Below are 15,460 nucleotides of genomic sequence, written 5' to 3' on the forward strand. Positions count from 1 at the left end.
CCCGGGGTGACGTCCTGAGCCACGTGGTCGTGGCTCAGGACGCCTGTTCGTACCGGGTCAGTTCATGGTGGTGGTGCCGCTGCCCCAGCAGAGGCTTTCCCAGGCCTTGGCGGGGTTTCGAAGGTTGCCGGTTCCGTTGGGGTCGGCGGTGAAAATAGAGACGCTTTGGTGGGCGTTGCCCGCGCAGGTGGCCCCAGCGGTTCCGTGGTCGTAGAAGAGGGCGATGTCGGTTTTGTGGTCGCCGTTGTAGTCGCCGGTGGTGAGGTATTTGGTGCCGGTGCCCCAGTTGGTGGCGTCCCAGCGGGAGACGACGCCGCCGAAAGCGCCGTCGCCATTGGAGTTGGCGCTCAGGGTGAACAGGCGTACATGCCCGGCCGTGTAGTCGTAGAGCAAGGCGAGGTCGCTCTTCCCGTCGCCGTTGAAGTCACCGGAGTTCATGGTCGTCGTACCGGCTCCCCAGCAGAGGCTTTCCCAGACCTTGGTGGGGTTATGGAGGTTGCCGGTTCCGTTGGGGTCGGCGGTGAAAATAGAGACGCTTTGGTGGGCGTTGCCCGCGCAGGTGGCCCCAGCGGTTCCGTGGTCGTAGAAGAGGGCGATGTCGGTTTTGTGGTCGCCGTTGTAGTCGCCGGTGGTGAGGTATTTGGTGCCGGTGCCCCAGTTGGTGGCGTCCCAGCGGGAGACCGCGCCGCCGAACGTGGCGTTGCCCTTGGAGTCGGCGGTGAGGGTGAAGAGGCGTACGTGGCCGGCGGTGTAGTCGTAGAGGAGGGCGAGGTCGGTCTTCCCGTCGCCGTTGAAGTCACCGGAGTTCAGGTATTTGGTGCCGCTTCCCCAGCAGTCGCTTTCCCAGACCGTACGGGGGATCGGCAGCGTACCGGATCCGTCGGGGTTGGCCAGCCACACGCGGATCGCCACAGCCACGGGGTCGCCGCCCCGGCAGGTCGGGCTGGTCTTCCCGTACTCGTAGAACGCGGCTATATCGCTCTGACCGTCACCGTTGTAGTCGCCGGAGGTGACGAACTTCGGGCTTGCGGTCTCGCAGAGGCTGTCCCATTGGGGGACGATTCCGCCGAGGCCGCCGGAGCGGTCGGCCTTGCCCGCCAAGCCGAACATCGCTGTGTGCTTGGTGCCGCTTCTGCCGCAACTGGATGAACCGGTCGTGCCGTAGTCGTAGAGCAGCGAGACGTCGCTGACCCCGTCGCCGTTGTAGTCGTGTGCCGCGGTCTCCTGGGGAGCGGGGACGGCCTTCTCGGCAACGGTGTCGACGAAATCGATGCCGTTCGCGTAGTAGCCGTCGACGGCGGCGCCGACCTGATCCGGCGTCAGGGCACCCGATTCGTTGTAGTAGACCCAGTTGACCTTCTGTTCCCAGGTGCGGGACGCACCTGTGGGCAGCTGCTCGGCGAACCACTCGTTGAAGTTGAGGGTCATGGGCTCGCGCGGAGAGAACCTGGATTTCGTGGCGTCCATCGAGGAGTACCGACGGCCGTCCACGTAGAAGACGACCGTGTCGTTCGCGACCGTCATCTGGAGCGTGTGCCAGCCCTGCAGCGAGGTCGCGGCGTTGGCGTTCTTGAGGGGGAACTTGTCATTGGTGTCGGGGTTGCGCCAGGCAGTGGTGAACAGCGAATGGCCGGTGGTGCCCCAGCCACCCTTGGGCAGGTACTCGAAGTCGAGCTCGCTGTAGTTCTGGTTCTCACCCTTCATCCGGTCCGAAGGGGAGATGGCGTAGAAGGTCTGGACGGGGTGCTCGCCCTCGGCGGTGCCGGCGGTGGGCTGGTCGTTGAAGTGGACGCGTGCGGCGTAGGTGCCGGTGAAGAACTTGGACCGGGTGGTGTTGATCTGGGCCACGCTGGTACCGGCGAAGGTGCCGTCAGTAGTGGCCCGCAACCGCATCGCTCGGCCGCCCTGCGCGGAGGAGTCGGCAGGAAAGGTCACAGCGCTTGCGTCCCACTTCGGCGCCCACTTCGGATCCACGTCCGGGCCGGGGCCGCCGACTTCGTCGCGCACCGTCCAGCCGTGGTCGGTGAGCTTCTGGTCCTTCGAGTCGCTGTAGTGGAAGGCGTCGAACAGAACGCCGCTCGACGCCGGTGCGGCGGCGGCCGGACCGTCCGCGCCCGCCGAGCCGGGCGGCGCCGCCGACGCGGTGGCGCCGGTGGGGCAGAGTGCGGTCGCGGCGCAGGCCAGCAAGGCTGTGGCCAGGAACGCGAGACCTCTGCGGCCCGTGCGCCGATGGTGATCGGATTGATTCATTGGGTCACCATAAGCAACCCTGCGAATCACCCTAAACGGTGGGGTAACGGACGGGCGGGGCCGCGACCGCTGCCGTAGGCGCGGTGCGCGGGAGCCGTCCGTCGGGACCGTGCCCGGGGGAGGAAACGGGAGAAGCTCCCCGGTAGGTGTTCTACCGGGGAGCTTCGCTTGTACTCGCTCAGCTGGGGCTCAGTACCAGCTGTTCTGCTGCCAGAAGTTCCAGGCGCCGCACGGGCTGCCGTAGCGCGAGTTCATGTAGTCCAGGCCCCAGGCGATCTGGGTGGCCGGGTTGGTCTGCCAGTCGGAGCCCTTGGTGGCCATCTTGGAGCCGGGCAGCGCCTGGACCAGGCCGTACGCACCGCTGGACGGGTTGGAGGCGTGCACGTTCCAGCCGGACTCGTGGTTGACGATGTTGCTGAAGCACTGGAACTGGGCGGCGCTCGGGATCATCTTCTTCGCCACGTCCTGGGCGCCCATGGGGGCGGCCTGGGCGGGAACGGCGGCCACCGCGATACCGGCGGCGGCGAGCAGCGTGGCGGCACCGGCGGCGATCGTGTTCTTGCGGGCGGCGAGACGGGCGGCGAACGACACAGAGAGACCTAACGTCGGGAACATGGGCCGTCGCGGAGCAGGCGGCAGCTCCGGAGAGCCGCATGAGCTCCCGGGAGGAGCGGGGTTTCGTCCTGCGTGGGCCTCCGCGGCCCGGTGATCGGGCCAGGCGGTGCCCGGCGACTGGACCAGTTTTAGCGACCTCGAAGAGCCGTCGCAAACACCCTCGGTACTAGTGGTCCTCGCATCCGGGGTCCCCCGGCCCTGGTCGGGGGTGGGGGTGAAACGGCTGGTCGGAGGGGCTGTTTGTGGCTTTATATAGGCCGCATAAGTCCACTATTCCGGGTCGTATGTGACGTGGGTCCTGTGGGGGGCCTCACCCGCCGGAGCCCTCGAATGTGACCTGGGCCTCGAAGGAAGCGCGCCGGGTGGCTCTGCGTAGTGCCTTCAGTACGGTCGAGCCGAGCGCGAACGTCAGGACCGTCGTCAGCACCGCCCGGCCCAGGTCCCAGCCGAGCGAGGTGGTCGCGCAGTACGCGGCGAAGCGGACCAGGTTCTCGCCCAGCGGGTCGCCCGGGTGGAAGGAGATCCCGGACGACATGCCGCCGATGTACGTCCAGCCCTGAAGGTTCATGACCGTGCCGTACGCGAAGGACGCGGCGAAGCCGTACAGCGCGAGCAGTGCCAGCTCGCCCCGGCCCCGCAGGCGGTGCGGGCCCGGGAGCAGCCCGGCGCCCATCGTGAACCAGCCCATCGACAGCATCTGGAACGGCATCCAGGGGCCGACACCGCCCGTGAGCAGGGCGGACGCGAACATCGTGACCGCGCCGAGCACGAACCCGAAGCCCGGGCCGAGGACGCGGCCGCTCAGCACCATCAGGAAGAACATCGGCTCAAGACCGGCCGTGCCCGCGCCCAGCGGGCGCAGGGCGGCGCCGACCGCCGCGAGGACGCCGAGCATGGCGACGGCCTTGGCGTCCATGCCGCCGTCCTCGTCCGCGATGGTCGCGACGACCACGCCGACGAGGAGGGGCAGCAGCGCGGCGAAGAGCCAGGGGGCGTCCTGGGAGTGGGCGAGCCCGGAGTCCGCGTCGGCGAGCAGCGGCCAGCCGAAGGCGGCGATGCCGATGAGGGTGATCAGGGCGAGGGCGACGATGCCCCGGGGGCCGAGGCGGACGGCCCTGGCCTGGGGGGCGTGCGTCTGTGGTTGTGCCTGTGCCTGTGCCGTCATGCCAGGGCCTCGCGTACCTGCGTGACCGTGAGCCACGGGTCCGGGGCCAGGATCTTGGAGACCTGGGGGGCGAAGGAGGGCGAGGAGACGACCACGTCGGCCGTCGGGCCGTCCGCGACGACCTCGCCGTCGGCCAGGATCACCACCCGGTGCGCGATCTCGGCCGCCAGCTCCACGTCGTGCGTGGCCAGGACGATCGCGTGGCCCTCGGCGGCGAGGTCGCGCAGCACGTCCGCGAGGCGCGCCTTCGCGGCGTAGTCCAGGCCTCGGGTCGGCTCGTCCAGGAGGAGCAGCGGGGGGCGGCCGGTCAGCACGATCGCCAGCGCGAGGGCGAGGCGCTGGCCCTCGGAGAGGTCGCGGGGGTGGGTGTCGTCGGGGACGCCGGGGAGGAGGGCGGTGACGAGGTCGCGGCAGGTGCCGGGGGGTGCCTCGGCGTCCGCGTCGGCCGCCGCGCACTCGGCGGCGACCGTGTCCGCGTACAGCAGGTCACGGGGCTCCTGCGGTACGAGTCCTACCTCGCGGATCAGTTCGCGCGGGGGTGTGCGGTGGGGGGTGCGGCCGTTGACGGTCACCGTGCCGGTGGTGGGCTCGATCATGCCGACGAGGGCGTTGAGGAGGGTGGACTTGCCGGCGCCGTTCCGGCCCATGAGGGCGGTGGTTTCGCCGGGGGTGAGGGTGAGGGTGACGGCTCTGAGGGCGTCGATGCGGGCTCGGCGTACGCCGAGGGCTTTGACGGTGGCGGTCGCGATCGCCTTGGCGGCGCGCGGCGGGGTTGCGTTCGTGCCTCGGCGGAGGCGGAGCGCTGCGCGGAGGCGGCTGATGCCTTCGGCTGCGGGCCGTTCCGGGTGCACCCGGCCTTCGGCCGGGTTGTCGTACCCACCCGCTCCACCCGTTTCGGTGGGTTCGCCGGTGCGGGTCTTCTTGTGGGACGTCTTCGCCGTCGGCGGCTGCGGGTCGTGCTGTGCCTGGGAGGTGCTGAGCGGAGCCCTTGTTGCCAAGCGGGCTCGGAGGTCCGTTGCTCGGCGGCGGGCGTCTCGTACCGACAGTGGGAGGGGGTTCCAGCCCGCCAGGCGGCCCAGGGTCACCACCGGGGGGTGTACCGGGGAGATCGCCATGATTTCTGCTGGGGTGCCCAGGATCGGAGCGGCTGCCGGGGACGGGAGCAGGAGGGCTCGGTCCGCGTACTGGATTACTCGTTCCAGGCGGTGTTCCGCCATCAGGACCGTCGTGCCGAGGTCGTGGACCAGGCGTTGCAGTACGGACAGGACCTCCTCCGCCGCCGCCGGGTCCAGCGCCGACGTCGGCTCGTCCAGGACCAGGACCTTGGGGTGCGGGGTCAGGACCGAGCCGATCGCGACGCGCTGCTGCTGGCCGCCGGAGAGCGTGGCGATGGGGCGGTCGCGGAGGTCCGCGAGGCCGAGGAGGTCGAGGGTCTCCTCGACGCGGCGGCGCATCACGTGCGGGGCGAGGCCGAGGGACTCCATGCCGTACGCCAGCTCGTCCTCGACCGTGTCGGTGACGAAGTGGGCGAGCGGGTCCTGGCCCACCGTGCCGACCAGGTCGGCGAGTTCGCGCGGCTTGTGGGTACGGGTGTCGCGGCCGTCGACCGTCACCCGGCCGCGCAAGGTGCCGCCGGTGAAGTGGGGGACGAGGCCCGAGACCGTACCGAGGAGGGTCGACTTGCCGACTCCGGAGGGGCCGATGAGCAGGACCAACTCGCCCTCGGGGATGGTGAGTTGGACCTGCTGGATGGTGGGGGCTTCGTGGCCCTCGTACGTTACCGACACCTCTTCGAAGTGGATCATTTTGACTCCTGGGGTGTCTGGGGTGCGGGAGTTACGAAGGCTGGGAGCAGGCCCAGGAGCGTGGCCAGGGCGGGCCAGAGGGGGAGCTCGGGGGCGGTGAGCGGGACGACGCCCGGGTGCAGGGCGTCCGGTGCGTACGTACCCGCCCAGATCATCGCTGCCGCCACAGCCGCGCCGGAACCGGCCACCAGCCAGGCGCGGGCGCCCCAGCGGTCGGGGCGGTAGCGGGTGCGGACCGAGCGGCGGCCGCCCAGGCGCAGGCCCGCGAGGGCGGCGGCGAGGCCGGTGAGCAGGACGGGCAGGCCGTAGCGGGCGCCTTCGGCGGCGAGGAGTCCGTACGTACCGGCGCAGACGCCGAGGAGTCCGCCGAGGGTGAGGACGGTGGTGGTGTGGCGGACGGCGGGCGGTACGTGTGCGGTGCGGCCGTAGCCGCGGGCGTCCATGGAGGCGGCGACGGCGACCGAGCGTTCCAGGGCGCCCTCCAGGACCGGCAGGCCGATCTGGAGGATCGCCTTGATGCCGCCGGTGGGGCGGCCGCGCAGCCGGCGGACGGTCCTCAGCCGGGCGACGTCGGCGACCATGTTCGGCGCGAACGTCATCGCTACGACGACGGCCACGCCCGCCTCGTACAGGGCGCCCGGGAGGGACTTGAGGAGGCGGGCCGGGTTGGCGAGGGCGTTCGCGGCGCCGACGCAGATGAGGAGGGTGGCGAGCCGGGCGCCGTCGTAGAGCGCGAAGAGCATGCCCTCGGCGGTGACGCGGCCGCCGATGCGGATGCCCTTCGCCCAGTCGGGGAGGGGGGCCTCGGGGAGCGTGAGGAGGGTGTGCGTGCCGGGGATCGGCGAGCCGAGGGCCACGTTGAAGACGAGGCGGATGGCGACGACGGCGAGGCCGAGCTTCACGAAGGCGGTGTACGAGCGGGCCCACGGCGCGTCCGTCCTGCGGGCCGCGACGACGTAGCCGGCGACGGCGACGAGCAGGGCGAGGAGGAGGGGGTTGGTGGTGCGCGACGCGGCCGTGGCCAGCCCTATGGCCCACAGCCACCAGGCGCCGGGGTGCAGGGCGTTGGAGCGGGTGGTGTAGGGGGTGCGGCGTCTTTCGGCCCGGGGCCGTCGGGGGTGCGGCTGGCCTGCGGCCGGGCCGGTTTTCCCACCCGCGCCGCGGGCCTTCTTGTGGGGCGTGCTCGCCGTCGGCGGCTGCGGGTCGTGGGTGGGGACGCCGCTCGCGGCGGGCTCCCCGACGGGCGTGCTCGCCGTTGGCGGCTGCGCGAAGTGGGTGGGGGTGCCGCCCGTAGCGGGGGGCGCGGCGGGCGTGTTCGCCGTCCCCTGCTGCGGGGGCTCGTCGTTCGTGGGCATCTGGTGGTCCCGGCCGGTCAGTCGCGGCGGCGGCGGGATTGCCAGATTGCTGCTGCTGCCAGGGTCAGGACTGCCGCGATGCCTGCCAGCAGGCCCAGGGACGGGCCCGAGTCGGAGGTGTCCTTCGGGGCGGCCGTGGGCTGAGCGTCCGGCTTCGTCGACACCTGTTCGCCGCAACCCGTGTGCGGGTAGCCCGCGATCGCGCACAGCAGGGCCGCGCTGTTGTAGCGGAGCGGCTTGGCCACCGCCGCCAGGGCGTCCGCCGTCGTCGCGTCCTCGGGGACCTGCGCGCACGCCGTACGCGGTGCCGGGGGCGTCTCGCCGGACGGGGCGTCCTGCGGGGTGCCGAAGTCGAGGGCGAGGGCGACCCGCTTGCGGCCCGGCTTCGCCGGTGTCGACGCGCAGACCTGCGCGAACGTCGGCGCCGAGCGCGGGGTCGCCGCGTCCTTGGAGTCCGCGCTGACCGCGAAGCGGAAGCCCTGGACGTCGCCGTCCGAGGGGTGCGCGCTCGCCGGGCCCTGCGTGGCGTACGTCCAGGTCGTGCCCTGGCGGTCCCAGAACGACCAGTAGCGGTAGCCCGCCGCCTCGGCGGGCCCCGCCACCGCCCCCGCGCCGAGCGTCAGCGCGAGGGCGAGGCCGGTCACGGCCGTGAGGCGGTGCCCCGGCATCACTTCTGCGCGTTCTTCTTGCGCGCGCTGACCAGGAAGCCGACGCCCACGCTCGCCACGAAGAACACGCCGACGATCCACCACACCGACTTGCTGGAGGAGCCGTCCTTCTTCTCGTCGGCCTTGGCCTGCTTGGTCTGGTCGGCCGCCTGCGTTCCCGCCGGGGTCGGGCCCGTCGCGTTCAGCTGGGACACCAGGTCCGCGCCGCCGAACTTCCTCGGGTCGGCGCCGGTGGCGTTCGCGGCGAGGACGAGCTGGGCGTACGCCGCCGGGCCGTTCTCCTTGGCCCAGCCGGACGCGTTCTTCTCCAGCCATTGCAGGGACGCCTTGGCCTGGGCCTCCTGGCCGTCGGTGGCGAGGGCGACGACGGCGTCGGCGGTGTTGCCGTAGTCGGGCTGGTTCTCGGCGCCCGGCATCATCGAGTTGAGGTGGCCCGACGGGGCCATGGTGCGGGCCAGGTACGCGGCGCCGTTGTGCGCGGCCTGCTCAGGCGTGGTCGCCTTCTCGCAGGTGGTGCCCTTGGCGTCGGAGTGCCCGGCGGTGGCGGCGAGGCCCTTGCCGTACGAGGCGGTCACCGCGGCGGCGCTGGCGTCGGAGTTCGCGTACAGCTTCGAGGTCTTCAGGTCCGGCTGGTACGCGAACGCGCCCGAGCCGGGGGTGCTGTCGCACGGCATCGCGAACGTGAGCAGCGCGTCCAGCGGCGACTTGCCGCCCTTGCCGTCCTTGACGGCGGACTTGGCGTCGGCGGGCTTCTCACCGGCGGCGGCGAGCGCGCCGATCACGATGGACGTGGAGTTGGCGTCGCTCTTGCCGCCGGGGTTGTAGGCCCAGCCGCCGTCGGCGTTCTGCACGGTCTTCAGCCAGGAGACGCCCTTCTTCACGGCGTCGGCGTGGTCGCCGAGGGCGACGAGGGCCTGGATCGCGGCGGCGGTGGCGTTGGTGTCGAGCATCGTCTTGGCGTCGCACGGCTTGGCGGCGTCGGGACGGTACGAGGGGAAGGCGCCGGTGTCGCACTGCTGGCCGGTCAGCCACGTCACCGCCTGCGCGGCGGGCTTCACGCCGACCGTGCTCTGGGCGAGCAGGGCGAGCGACTGCCGCCAGACGCCGTCGTACGCGGGGTCCTTCGTCCCGTACAGCCCCTGCGGGAGGGTCTTGGCGGGGGAGGACGGCGCCGTGCCGTCGGCGAAGGCGGCCGGGGCGGCACCGCCGAGGACGACGGTGGCGACGGCGAGCGCTGCGGCGCAGCGGCGTACGGTCATGGCGGGCGGTGCCTCTCCTGCGGGGGCCGGGCGGCTCGGCGGGCGCGGGGGCACGCCGGCTCGTGGCTCCGTGTACCTCGACGGGCCGGTCATCGGCTTGTCTGCCGGTGACCGCTGAGCCGGTCATGTCCGAGGGGTGCTCCGGCTTGTCGCGGGCGGGCGACTTACGGTTGCGGGTCAGCGCCGGATTCGCACCGGCTTCCCCCCGTACGGGCATGGACGACGGGTTCACTGTAGCTTCCGCCTGCGGCGGGGCGTGATCCCCCACCCCACCCCTTCCCGTAATCCCTGGCCGGGCGGCTGTCGTCCGCAGACGAAGGTCCGGGGGCGCCACCTCCACCCCCGGAGGGTCTAGGGAAGGGGCGGGGTGGGGGATTCCACCGCTCGGTATGACAGCGGTGGGCCCGGTACCCCCTCCGCCCGACCCAGCTTCACCAGCCGCCGTACATGCGCCTCCGCCTCCGACACCGCGATGTTGCGCGAGCCGTAGGGGATGTCGGCCCAGGGGCGGTTCCACTCCATTCGAACCGCCAGCTGCCAGGGCGTGAGGGGCTCCGCCGCCAGTAGGGAGAGCAGGTCCGCCAGGCGGGACTCGTGGTGGGCCAGGAGTTCGCGGACGCGACCGGCCGCGTCCGTGAACGCGTGCTGGTGCGCGGGGAGCACCTCCGCCACCCCCAGGCGGCCCACCCGCTCGAGGGACGACACGTAGTCGCCCAGGGGGTCCGTGACCGTCGCGTCGTCGGGATCCTCGTACAGCCCGATGTGCGGAGTGATCCCGGGCAGGAGGTGGTCGCCCGAGAACAGCCGGCCGTGGCCCGGGCGGTCCGACGGATGCCGCTCCTCCAGGTGGAGGCAGACATGGCCCGGTGTATGGCCCGGTGTCCAGATCGCCCGCAGTCGGCGGCCCGGCAGCGGCAGCAGGTCGCCGGGGACGATCTCCCGGTCGGGGAGCGCGGCCCGCATGCCGGGCAGCGACCGGCCGGACCCCCGCGCCCGGGCCGCCCGCAGCGGCGCGAGGTGGTCCTCCGGCGCCCCCACCGCCGTCAGCTTCTCCGTCAGATAGGCCAGCCAGGCCCCCGGCTCCGCCTCCCGTGTGCGCCGTACGACCGCCGTGTCCGCCGCGTGCATCGCCAGCCACGCGCCGGACGCCTCCCGCACCCGGCCGGAGAGCCCGTGGTGGTCGGGGTGGTGGTGGGTGAGCACCACCCCGTGGACGTCCGCCACATCGGTGCCGAGCAGCCGCAGGCCGTCCGTCAGCGTGTCCCAGGACGCCGGGTCGTCCCACCCCGTGTCGACCAGGACCGGGCCCCGGTCGGTGTCGACCACGTACACCAGCGTGTGGCCGAGGGGGTTGTCCGGGATGGGGACCTCGATCGAGTGGACGCCCCCGCCGTGGTCGCCCACCCGCGTCCCCCGTGTCGCCTGCGTCATGGATCAGCCTCGTCTCTGGCCACCCGCGTGGAACCACCCGCTGGAACCGCCACAGTAGAACGTGTTTCAGTCAGCACTCAAGGGGTCTCCCGGCCCGTGGACTCCTGATAGGGGAACTGGTATCAGTTCTGGCAGATCTGAAATGCCGTCAGAAAGTGGACCCGAGCCGGAGGCGCCACGCCATGACCGATGCCGCGAAAGACTCCGTCAGCGATCTCATCGAGCACACCCAGCTCTACATCGGCGGGGAGCTCACCGACCCCCGCGGGACCGACGTCATCGACGTCGTCTCGCCCCACACCGAACAGGTCATCGGCCGTGTGCCGCACGCCTCCCGGGACGACGTCGACCGCGCCGTCGCCACCGCCCGCCGCGCCTTCGACGAGGGGCCCTGGCCACGGATGGCGCTCGCCGAGCGCATCGAGGTCGTCTCCCGCATCAAGGACGCGATCGCCCTGCGCCACGAGGAGATCGCCCGCTCCATCAGCTCCCAGAACGGCTCCCCGTACTCCTGGAGCGTCCTCGCGCAGGCCCTCGGCGCGATGATGGTCTGGGACGCGGCGATCACCGTCGCGCGCGACTTCCCGTACGAGGAGCGGCGCGCCGGGGTCCTCGGGCCGATCCTGGTGCGGCGCGAGCCGGTCGGGGTCGTGGCGGCCGTCGTCCCGTGGAACGTGCCGCAGTTCGTGGCCGCCGCCAAGCTCGCGCCCGCGCTGCTCGCCGGGTGCCCGGTGGTGCTCAAGCCGTCCCCGGAGACGCCCCTCGACGCGTACATACTCGGCGACATCGCCCGCGAGGCCGGACTGCCGGAGGGCGTGCTCTCGATCCTGCCCGCCGACCGCGAGGTCAGCGAGTACCTGGTCGGGCACCCGGACGTGGACAAGGTGTCGTTCACCGGTTCGGTGGCGGCCGGGCGGCGCGTGATGGAGGTCGCCGCGCGCAACCTCACCCGGGTCACCCTGGAGCTGGGCGGCAAGTCCGCCGCCGTCGTACTGCCCGACGCCGACCTGGAGTCGACCGTCGCCGGGGTCGTCCCGGCCGCGTGGATGAACAACGGGCAGGCGTGCGTCGCCCAGACCCGGATCCTGGCGCCCGCCAGCCGTTACGACGAGTTCGCGGAGGCGTTCGCGGCCGCCGCCGGGCAGCTGGTCGTCGGCGACCCGCTCGACCCGGCGACCCAGGTCGGCCCACTGGTCGCCAAACGGCAGCGGCAGCGCTCGCTCGACTACATCCGGATCGGCCAGGAGGAGGGCGCCAAGATCCTGGCGGGCGGCGGCCGTCCGGCCGGGCGGGACCGGGGCTGGTACGTCGAGCCGACGCTCTTCGGCGCCGTCGACAACTCCATGCGGATCGCCCGCGAGGAGATCTTCGGGCCGGTGATCTGCCTCCTGCCGTACGCGGACGAGGCCGAGGCGCTGCGGATCGCGAACGACTCCGAGTACGGGCTCAGCGGCAGCGTGTGGACCGGCGACGTCGAGCACGGCGTCGACTTCGCCCGGCGGGTGCGCACGGGCACGTTCAACGTGAACACGTTCAGCCTGGACATGTTCGGGCCGTTCGGCGGCTACAAGAACTCCGGTCTGGGGCGGGAGTTCGGGCCCGAGGGACTGAGCGAGTACCTGGAGCACAAGATGATCCATCTGCCCGCGGGGTACGGGGGCGAGGCGTGATGGGGGACCGCTGGCACGTGGAGGTCGACCGGAGTGTGTGTATCGGGTCGGGGATGTGCGTGAACACGGCGCCGGAGGGGTTTGGGCTGGACACGGCTCGGCAGTCCCGGCCGCGGGCCGCCGACATCGACGCCAACGAGTTGGTCCTCGCGGCGGCCGAGGGGTGCCCGGTGGAGGCCATCAGCATCACCCTGCTCGAATCCGGCGAGCCGGTGTTTCCTCCCGAGGAGTGAGTCGTCGGTCGGCTGCGGGCCGTGGGTGGCTGGTCGCGCAGTTCCCCGCGCCCCTAAAAGCCCGCAGCCGAAACGCATGCCGCCTGTTCGAACCCCTGCGAACGCAGGTTTACGCATGCGTACCGCACAGTGACCCCATGACACATGCGACTGTCCGGCCCCCGGCCGGCGTGGCACCTTCGTTGCCACGCCACCGAGGGGGAAACGATGGACAAGCGGTACGAGGTCTTCTGCCTGGCCGACAGGCATTTCTACGAGACTCCGGACCGTTTGTCCTCGTCCAGGACCGGTGAGAAGGTTCCGCTCTTCGAGGCGGCCCAGCGCCCGGTCCCCGAGGGGTGGCGCACCTTCCTCTCCGGGGACTGGCTCCACTTCAACCCGGTCGACGAGGCCGGCGAGCCGCGCCCGGGCAGCCTCCTCCAGGGCTGGAAGATCCACGTCTCGGCGTGTCTGGACAACGCCGAGAAGATGGCGGCGCAGGTGTGGGAGTACTGCGTCCCCAGAGCGATCCCGTTCAAGTTCGTGCCGGGCAGTCAGCCGCTGCACCTGCGCAACTCCAAGTACGCCGGGCGCGGTTCGAGCGGGAAGTTCGCCACGATCTACCCGTCCGGCGTGGAACAGCTGGAGCGCGTACTGAACGAGCTCGGCGAGCTCCTGGAGGGCGAGCAGGGCCCGTACATCCTCACCGATCTGCGCTGGAACTCCGGGCCCCTGTACGTGCGTTACGGGGGCTTCGTCGAGCGGCACTGCGTCGGCGAGGGCGGGGCGCTGGTCCCCGCGATCGAGAACGCCCGGGGCGAGCTGGTCCCCGACCGCCGCGACCCCGCCTTCCAGGTGCCCGAGTGGGTGGCGCTGCCGCCGTTCCTGCGGCCCCAGCTGGAGGCGCGCAACGCGACGACCGTCGCCGACCTGCCGTACCGCATCGAGCGGGCCCTGCACTTCTCCAACGGCGGCGGGGTGTACGCCGGGACCGATACCCGCGACGGCAGCAAGGTCGTCCTCAAGGAGGCCCGGCCGCACGCCGGTCTGGCCGGCGACGGCAGCGACGCGGTCGCCCGGCTGGAGCGGGAGAAGACGGCCATGGAGCGGCTCTCGGGGCTGGGCGTGGCGCCCGAGGTGCGCGACTGGTTCGAGCTGGGCGACCACCGCTTCCTGGTCATGGACTTCCTGGAGGGGCGCACGCTGAACGCGTTCTTCGCCGAGCGCCACCCGCTGCTCGCCGTCGACCCCGACCCGGACGCGGTGGCCTCGTACACCGCCTGGGCGCTCTCGGTGCACCGGGCGGTGGAGCAGGCGGTGGAGGCGGTGCACTCGCGCGGTCTGGTCTGCAACGACCTGCACATGTTCAACGTGATGGTGGCCCCGGACGGCGGCCGTGAGGTCTCCGTGAAGCTGCTCGACTTCGAGGGCGCGGTGCCGGTCGAGGAGCACCGGGGGCAGACGATGGCGCACCCCGGGTTCATGGCCCCGCGCGACCGCACCGGCTTCGAGGTCGACCGTTACGCGCTGGCCTGTCTGCGGCTGGCGCTGTTCGTGCCGATGACGACGCTCCTCGTGGTGGACCAGGACAAGGCGGCGCATCTGGCGGCGGTCGCGGCGAGCCAGTTCCCCGCCGTGCCGGAAGGTTTCTTCGAGGAGGCGGTGCGGGTCATCCGGGGGACGGACGAGCCCTTGGCGCGGCCCTATCTGCCCGTGCGGCCCGCCGAGTGGCCCGCCGGGCGCGAGTCGATGGTCCGCGCGATCCTCGCCTCCGCCACGCCCGAGCGCGAGGACCGGCTCTTCCCCGGTGACATCTCCCAGTTCGCGGACGGCGGCGGCCTCGGGGTCGCGTACGGCGCGGCCGGGGTGCTCTACGCCCTGGACGCCACCGGCGCCGACCGCTACCGGGACGGCGAGGAGTGGCTGCTGCGCCGCACCGAACAGCCGCCCGCCGGCTGTCCGCTGGGCTTCTACGACGGGCTGAGCGGCGTCGCGTACGTCCTGGACCGGCTCGGCCACACCGAGCGCGCCCTCGACCTGGTCGACCGGGTGCTGGAGGAGAAGTGGCAGCGGCTCGCGCCCGGGCTGCACGGCGGCCTCGCCGGACTCGGGCTCGCCCTCGACTCGCTCGGCCGCACCACCGGCGAGGCCGATCTGCGCGACCGGGCGCTGGAAGCGGCCTGGATCATCGCCGGGCAGCCGGAGCCGGACGCGAGCGCGGGGCGCCCGCGCGCCGGGCTGCTGCACGGCGCCAGCGGCCCCGCCCTGCTCTTCCTGCGGCTGTACGAGCACACCGGCGAGCCCGCGCTCCTCGACCACGCCGCCGAGTTCCTCCGCCGCGACCTCGCGCGCTGCGTCACCGACCGCTCCGGCGCCCTCCAGGTCGACGAGGGCGCGCGGATCATGCCCTACCTCGGCGCGGGCGGCGTCGGCATCGCGATGGTGCTCGACGACTATCTGGCGCACCGGCACGACGAGCAGTTCGCCGAGGCCAGGGCCGCGATCCTGCCCACCGCGCGGCTGCGGTACTACGCCCAGCCGGGCCTGTTCAACGGCCGCGCGGGCATGGTGCTGCACCTCGCCCGCACCCGCGCCGCGCGCCCCGACCTGGACGCGCAGAGCGCGGCGCTCGCCTGGTACGCCGTGCCGTACGAGGGCCAACTGGCCTTTCCCGGCGACCAGATGATGCGGCTCTCCATGGACCTCGCGACCGGCACGGCGGGCGTTCTGCTCGCCCTGGGCTCCGTGCCCGGTGCCGCGTCCCCCCGAAGGCGCCCGGTCGGGCTGCCCTTCCTGCCGCCGCTTCCGGCGGCCCCCAAGACGGCCCCGCGAGGGGCCGGACGGTGAACCCGTCCCCACGGAAAGTTCCACAAGACAGAAGGAGATGGCGATGACACTTCTCGACCTGCAGAAGATGGACGTTCCCGAGACCACGGGTGGCGGCGGCGGTGGCGGCGGCGACCAGAGCAGCCTGAGCCTGCTCGCGTGTGACAAGCACAGCTCGAACAGCTTCCTGCTCTGCCTCTGAGC

General features: G+C 72.1%; 12 protein-coding genes and 1 riboswitch. Of the genes, 4 read left to right on the forward strand and 8 right to left on the reverse strand.

The features are described from left to right. Positions 1-57: 57 nt before the first annotated feature. The 8 genes from IE252_RS07685 to IE252_RS07720 all read right to left on the reverse strand — a co-directional run bounded on the left by IE252_RS07685 (position 58) and on the right by IE252_RS07720 (position 10,548). On the reverse strand, positions 58-2,250 hold the full coding sequence (locus tag IE252_RS07685; protein ID WP_190088557.1) for an FG-GAP-like repeat-containing protein: 2,193 nt from the start codon (positions 2,248-2,250) through the stop codon (positions 58-60). Between the two features lie 189 nt (positions 2,251-2,439). Further along, positions 2,440-2,865 (reverse strand): aggregation-promoting factor C-terminal-like domain-containing protein, encoded by a 426-nt coding sequence (locus IE252_RS07690; RefSeq protein WP_190088558.1) that lies wholly within the window; start codon positions 2,863-2,865, stop codon positions 2,440-2,442. Between the two features lie 310 nt (positions 2,866-3,175). Further along, positions 3,176-4,030: an ECF transporter S component gene (locus IE252_RS07695; RefSeq protein ID WP_190088559.1), complete on the reverse strand. Its 855-nt coding sequence runs from the start codon at positions 4,028-4,030 to the stop codon at positions 3,176-3,178. Then, complete coding sequence (locus IE252_RS07700) at positions 4,027-5,835, reverse strand: ABC transporter ATP-binding protein (RefSeq protein WP_190088560.1); 1,809 nt, start codon at positions 5,833-5,835, stop codon at positions 4,027-4,029. The genes IE252_RS07695 and IE252_RS07700 overlap by 4 nt, the downstream gene beginning before the upstream one ends. Next, positions 5,832-7,190, reverse strand: a complete 1,359-nt coding sequence (locus tag IE252_RS07705; RefSeq protein ID WP_229848094.1) for an energy-coupling factor transporter transmembrane component T — start codon at positions 7,188-7,190, stop codon at positions 5,832-5,834. The genes IE252_RS07700 and IE252_RS07705 overlap by 4 nt, the downstream gene beginning before the upstream one ends. A 17-nt stretch (positions 7,191-7,207) precedes the next feature. Beyond that, a complete protein-coding gene (locus IE252_RS07710; RefSeq protein WP_229848096.1) occupies positions 7,208-7,858 on the reverse strand; it encodes an SCO2322 family protein in 651 nt (216 codons plus the stop codon). After that, the gene (locus IE252_RS07715) at positions 7,858-9,117 is read right to left on the reverse strand and encodes an SCO2321 family membrane protein (protein WP_190088561.1); all 1,260 of its coding nucleotides are present in this window, start codon (positions 9,115-9,117) and stop codon (positions 7,858-7,860) included. The genes IE252_RS07710 and IE252_RS07715 overlap by 1 nt, the downstream gene beginning before the upstream one ends. Before the next feature lie 134 nt (positions 9,118-9,251). Next, positions 9,252-9,322: riboswitch (cobalamin riboswitch) on the reverse strand. A 146-nt stretch (positions 9,323-9,468) separates the two neighbouring features. Next, a complete protein-coding gene (locus IE252_RS07720; RefSeq protein ID WP_190088562.1) occupies positions 9,469-10,548 on the reverse strand; it encodes a Strvi_7410 family MBL fold metallo-hydrolase in 1,080 nt (359 codons plus the stop codon). Between the two features lie 182 nt (positions 10,549-10,730). Between IE252_RS07720 and IE252_RS07725 the strand changes: the two genes are divergently transcribed. The 4 genes from IE252_RS07725 (at position 10,731) to IE252_RS07740 (ending at position 15,458) form a co-directional block, all read left to right on the forward strand. Beyond that, positions 10,731-12,218 (forward strand): aldehyde dehydrogenase, encoded by a 1,488-nt coding sequence (locus IE252_RS07725; protein WP_190088563.1) that lies wholly within the window; start codon positions 10,731-10,733, stop codon positions 12,216-12,218. After that, entirely contained in the window at positions 12,218-12,451 is a 234-nt protein-coding gene (locus IE252_RS07730) for a ferredoxin (RefSeq protein ID WP_190088967.1), read from the forward strand. Before IE252_RS07725 ends, IE252_RS07730 begins: the two co-directional genes overlap by 1 nt. Before the next feature lie 207 nt (positions 12,452-12,658). Then, positions 12,659-15,277 carry a class III lanthionine synthetase LanKC gene (gene lanKC / locus IE252_RS07735; RefSeq protein WP_190088564.1) on the forward strand — a complete coding sequence of 873 codons (2,619 nt, stop codon included), beginning with the start codon at positions 12,659-12,661 and terminating at the stop codon, positions 15,275-15,277. Positions 15,278-15,320: 43 nt separating this feature from the next. Next, entirely contained in the window at positions 15,321-15,458 is a 138-nt protein-coding gene (locus IE252_RS07740; protein ID WP_190088565.1) for a SapB/AmfS family lanthipeptide, read from the forward strand. The last annotated feature ends 2 nt before the right edge of the window (positions 15,459-15,460 follow it).

The organism is Streptomyces melanogenes (assembly GCF_014649795.1).
In the GTDB taxonomy this organism is placed as follows: Bacteria; Actinomycetota; Actinomycetes; order Streptomycetales; family Streptomycetaceae; genus Streptomyces; species Streptomyces noboritoensis.

Excerpts from the sequence above, each read along its gene's own strand:
- IE252_RS07685 (WP_190088557.1), bottom strand. The coding sequence starts at position 2,250 with ATGAATCAATCCGATCACCATCGGCGCACGGGCCGCAGAGGTCTCGCG.
- IE252_RS07690 (WP_190088558.1), bottom strand. The coding sequence starts at position 2,865 with ATGTTCCCGACGTTAGGTCTCTCTGTGTCGTTCGCCGCCCGTCTCGCC.
- IE252_RS07695 (WP_190088559.1), bottom strand. The coding sequence starts at position 4,030 with ATGACGGCACAGGCACAGGCACAACCACAGACGCACGCCCCCCAGGCC.
- IE252_RS07700 (WP_190088560.1), bottom strand. The coding sequence starts at position 5,835 with ATGATCCACTTCGAAGAGGTGTCGGTAACGTACGAGGGCCACGAAGCC.
- IE252_RS07705 (WP_229848094.1), bottom strand. The coding sequence starts at position 7,190 with ATGCCCACGAACGACGAGCCCCCGCAGCAGGGGACGGCGAACACGCCC.
- IE252_RS07710 (WP_229848096.1), bottom strand. The coding sequence starts at position 7,858 with ATGCCGGGGCACCGCCTCACGGCCGTGACCGGCCTCGCCCTCGCGCTG.
- IE252_RS07715 (WP_190088561.1), bottom strand. The coding sequence starts at position 9,117 with ATGACCGTACGCCGCTGCGCCGCAGCGCTCGCCGTCGCCACCGTCGTC.
- IE252_RS07720 (WP_190088562.1), bottom strand. The coding sequence starts at position 10,548 with ATGACGCAGGCGACACGGGGGACGCGGGTGGGCGACCACGGCGGGGGC.
- IE252_RS07725 (WP_190088563.1), top strand. The coding sequence starts at position 10,731 with ATGACCGATGCCGCGAAAGACTCCGTCAGCGATCTCATCGAGCACACC.
- IE252_RS07730 (WP_190088967.1), top strand. The coding sequence starts at position 12,218 with ATGGGGGACCGCTGGCACGTGGAGGTCGACCGGAGTGTGTGTATCGGG.
- lanKC (WP_190088564.1), top strand. The coding sequence starts at position 12,659 with ATGGACAAGCGGTACGAGGTCTTCTGCCTGGCCGACAGGCATTTCTAC.
- IE252_RS07740 (WP_190088565.1), top strand. The coding sequence starts at position 15,321 with ATGACACTTCTCGACCTGCAGAAGATGGACGTTCCCGAGACCACGGGT.